Source organism: Phenylobacterium sp. (assembly GCF_031425575.1).
In the GTDB taxonomy this organism is placed as follows: domain Bacteria; phylum Pseudomonadota; class Alphaproteobacteria; order Caulobacterales; family Caulobacteraceae; genus Phenylobacterium.
This window is the reverse complement of sequence record NZ_JANPJP010000188.1, coordinates 1-3,712: the sequence shown is the minus strand read 5'-3', so window position 1 is coordinate 3,712 and position 3,712 is coordinate 1. Positions and strand designations below refer to the sequence as shown.

Genomic DNA, 3,712 nt, shown 5'->3' with positions numbered 1-3,712 from the left:
TTCAATAACTCATCTAAGGATCTGGGACATGACCTCCGCCATTCTCCGTAAGCTGCTCGTCGCCGGCGCCGCCGTCGCCGCTCTGACCGCCGCCGCCTGCTCCAAGCCCGCTGAAAAGGCCGCTGAAGCCCCGGCCGCCGCCGAATCGGCCGTCGTCGCCGCCGACGCCGCCGCCACCGCGACCGACGCCGCGGCCACCGCTGCTGACGCCGCCGCCGACGCCGCCGCCGCCGCCCCGGCCGCTGCTGACGCCGCCGCCGCCGCCCCGGCCGCCGACGCCGCCATGGCGCCCGCCGCTCCCGAGAAGAAGTAAGCTTCTCCATCGCATACTCTTTACGAAGGGCCGTCCCCATCCGGGGGCGGCCCTTTTCGCTGCGCGGTTTCATGAGCGATCCAACCCCGCCTTCCCCGCTCCTCTGGGCCGATGACGGCCAACCGCGCTCGCGGCTCTATGGCGATGTCTATTTCTCCACCGAGGACGGCCTGGCCGAATCCCGCGCTGTCTTCCTGGCCGGCTGCGGCCTGCCCACCGCCTGGGTCGGGCGGGCGCGATTCGTAGTGGCCGAACTCGGCTTCGGCACCGGACTCAATATCCTGGCCCTGCTTGATCTATGGCGCAGGACCCGCGAGCCTGGCGCCCACCTGCACATCTTCTCCCTCGAGGCCCATCCCTTGGGGGCCGGCGAAGCCCGCCGGGCCCTGTCGGCCTGGCCGGAACTCTCTGACCTCGCGCGCCTGCTGACCGACCGCTGGCCCGGCCACGCCCGCGGCCTGCACAGGGTCGACCTGCCTGAAGTCTCCGCGACGCTGGACGTTGCGGTGATGGACGCACATGGGGCCCTCGAAGGCTGGGATGGCCGAGCCGACGCCTGGTTCCTCGACGGCTTCTCGCCGGCCCTCAATCCGGGCATGTGGGATGAGGACCTGATGACGCTGGTGGCCCAGCGCTCTGCCCCAGGGGCCCGGGCGGCGACCTTCACGGTGGCCGGCGCGGTTCGACGCGGCCTGCAGGCGGCTGGGTTCGCCGTCGAAAAGCGCCCCGGCCACGGGCGCAAGCGCGAGCGGCTGGAGGCGAGCCTGCCCGGGGTCGCCCCCGCGGCGTCTGCGCCACGGGTCGCCATCGTCGGAGCCGGCATCGCGGGCGCCAGCGCCGCGCGGGCTCTGCGCGCCCTGGGTCGCCAACCCATCCTGATCGAGGCTGAATCCCCCGGCGCCGGGGCCTCGGGAAACCCGGCCGCCCTGGTGACCCCGCGCCTCGACGCCGGCCTCGGGCCGTTGGCCGCCCTCTTCGCCCAAGCCTATGGCCGCGCCCTGCGTCTCTATGAGGACACGCCGGGCGCCATCCTTTCTCGCGGCGTGCTGCAATTGATCGGCGACGAGCGGGACCTTGGGCGATTTTCGAAGATCGCCGCTTCCGACCTGTTTGAGCCCGGCGCCCTCATTCTCCGGGAACCCGCCCAGGCTGGTCAGGCCCTTGGAGAGCCCGTCCCGGCCGCCCTGGACCTCACCGGCGCTCTATCCGTTGCCCCCGCGACCATTTTGGCGGACTGGTGCGGCGAAATCCTGCGAGCGCGGGTGGCTGGCCTCACCTGCCACGCCGGCGTCTGGGGGCTGATCGACGGCGACGGTGCGACGATCTGCGAGGCCGAGGCGGTGATCCTGGCGACCGGCCACCAGTCCCTTTGGCCGGAACCGAGAATCCGCCCCGTGCGGGGTCAAGCCAGTTGGATCGAAGCCCCTGGCGGCGCGCAGGCCGTCGCCTGGGGCGGCTATGTCCTGCCCACCCGGAATGGCCTGCTGTTTGGCGCCACACACGACCGCGACGATGTGACGACCGACGTCCGCCCGGACGACCACGACCGAAACCTCGCCACCCTGGCGGCGGCCCTCCCCCAGCTTGCCCGGCGGCTCGCGGCCCTTCCGGTGGACGGGCGCGCGTCGGTTCGCGCCACCACGGCTGACCATCTCCCCCTGGCGGGCGCCGCACCGGGCGCGGCGCAGGGGCTCTTTCTGTTGGGTGGCCTGGGCTCGCGGGGCTTCTGCCTGGCCCCACTGCTGGCCGAGCACGTGGCGGCCCTGGCGCTTGGCGCGCCGTCTCCGCTGCCCAAGGGCATTTCAGAACGGGTGGATCCGGCGCGCTTTCTTCTCCGTGCGGCGCGGCGCGGCCGCATTTCCGTCGCGGGGTCCCGCGACGTTGGCCCAGGGACGCTGGCCGGAGGATCGCCGCGTTGAAGCCGCTCGCGATCAACCTGCCCGCAATGGCGGCATTCGCAGGCTGACGCCCGAGGAGATCGCCGTCCTGCCCTCTCGTGAGACGCCCTGACACGAACGGGGCGCTGCCCGGCCGGACAGCGCCCCTCAAGTTGCTTTGCGAAATCCGGCGACGGATGCCCGCCGCCGGTCGCGGTGTTGTCGTTAGAAGGTCTTCTTCAGACCCACCTTGAAGACGCGGCCCAGCGGGTTCCCGTTGGTGACGTCGTAGTTATAGAAGCTCTGGGCGAAGGGCGGGTCGGTATCCAGGATGTTTTGGACACTGAAGGTCGCCGTCGTCTCCCAGGGCAGTTCGACCCGCAGGTTCAGGTCGTGCTGCCAGAAGTCGTCCAGCTTGCCGACGCTTTGATAGGCGCCGGTGGCGTAGTTGTAGCGGCAGTCCGCCGTCGTGCCGGCGCCCGCATCACCCACGCAGACCGGCGCGGCGATGGTGGTGCCTTCACGATATAGCAGCTGGTAGCGCAGGTTCCACTTTTCGCCAGAGACATTGACGAAGGCCGAGGCCCGGGTCTTCGGGAACGAGTAGAACTCGCCCGTCAGGTCGTGCTTGCCGGCCCGGTCTATCGCCGGCGCGATCACCACGGAGGTGTCCTCCAGCAGGGTCGTCTCGCCGCGCTTGTACTCCTTCGTCAAGGTCGCTTCGGCGCCCACGGTCACCTGGGTGTCGTAGAAATCCATGCCGAAGAAGTTATCGAAGTCATACTGGGCGCGAAGGTCGAAGCCGGACGTCTTGGTGTTCTGACCGTTGACGATCTTGATTGTCGCCTGCAGCACGTTGGTTTGGGTGGTGCAGACCGGGGCGCCGCCGATATTCACGAAGCGCGCCGCGAAGGCGGGCTTGGCGCAGTTGGTGGCGTTGAGGGCGGCGAGAAGTTGGCCCGCGTCCTCGACGATCAGCTCCTTCTTGAAGTCGAAGGTCCAGTAGTCGATCGAACCGCTGAAGCCCCCGGCCGTGACGATGACGCCCAGGTTACCCGTCGTCGCAGTCTCGGGCTCGAGGAACGGGTTGTTCTCCGTCACGACCGCGCGATAGGAACCCGCGATATTGCGGACACCCTTGCTGCTGCCCGGAGTCGTTGCCGCCGCGCCGGGAGCGCGGAAGGTCGTGCCGGCCGAACCCCGGAAGGCCAGCCAGTCGATCGGCTGCCAGCGTGCAGAAATCCGCGGATTGGTGGTCGAGCCGATATTGCCCCCGAAGTCTTCATGGCGCACGGCGCCGCTGACTTCGAGGCTGTCGAGGACCGGGAGCTTCACCTCAGCGAACACCGCGCCGACGCGGCGATCGACGTCAATGTCCCGTTGGGCGCCGAAGAAGACGAAGGGACCCGTCGGGTTTGCGCATTGCCCCTGCTGACCATCGATGGAGTCCACGCAGGGCGTCGCTTGCACGTCGCCGAGATCGGACCACTCATCCTGGTTGCGATTGAAGCGGTACTGCGCC

The 3,712-nt window shown here is 69.6% G+C and carries 3 protein-coding genes; 2 read left to right on the top strand and 1 reads right to left on the bottom strand.

Going from position 1 to position 3,712, the window contains the following annotated elements; genetic code table 11:
• Both RMO97_RS10630 and mnmD read left to right on the top strand, forming a co-directional pair.
• Positions 1–313 (top strand): hypothetical protein (locus RMO97_RS10630; protein ID WP_310540935.1); only part of this gene is annotated, 313 nt, incomplete at its 5' end.
• Between the two features lie 71 nt (positions 314–384).
• Positions 385–2,232: an FAD-dependent 5-carboxymethylaminomethyl-2-thiouridine(34) oxidoreductase MnmC gene (mnmD, locus tag RMO97_RS10625; protein WP_310540934.1), complete on the top strand. Its 1,848-nt coding sequence runs from the start codon at positions 385–387 to the stop codon at positions 2,230–2,232.
• 183 nt (positions 2,233–2,415) lie between these two features.
• Here mnmD and RMO97_RS10620 read toward each other — a convergent pair.
• On the bottom strand, positions 2,416–3,712 hold a 1,297-nt coding region (locus tag RMO97_RS10620; protein WP_310540933.1), incomplete at its 5' end, for a TonB-dependent receptor domain-containing protein.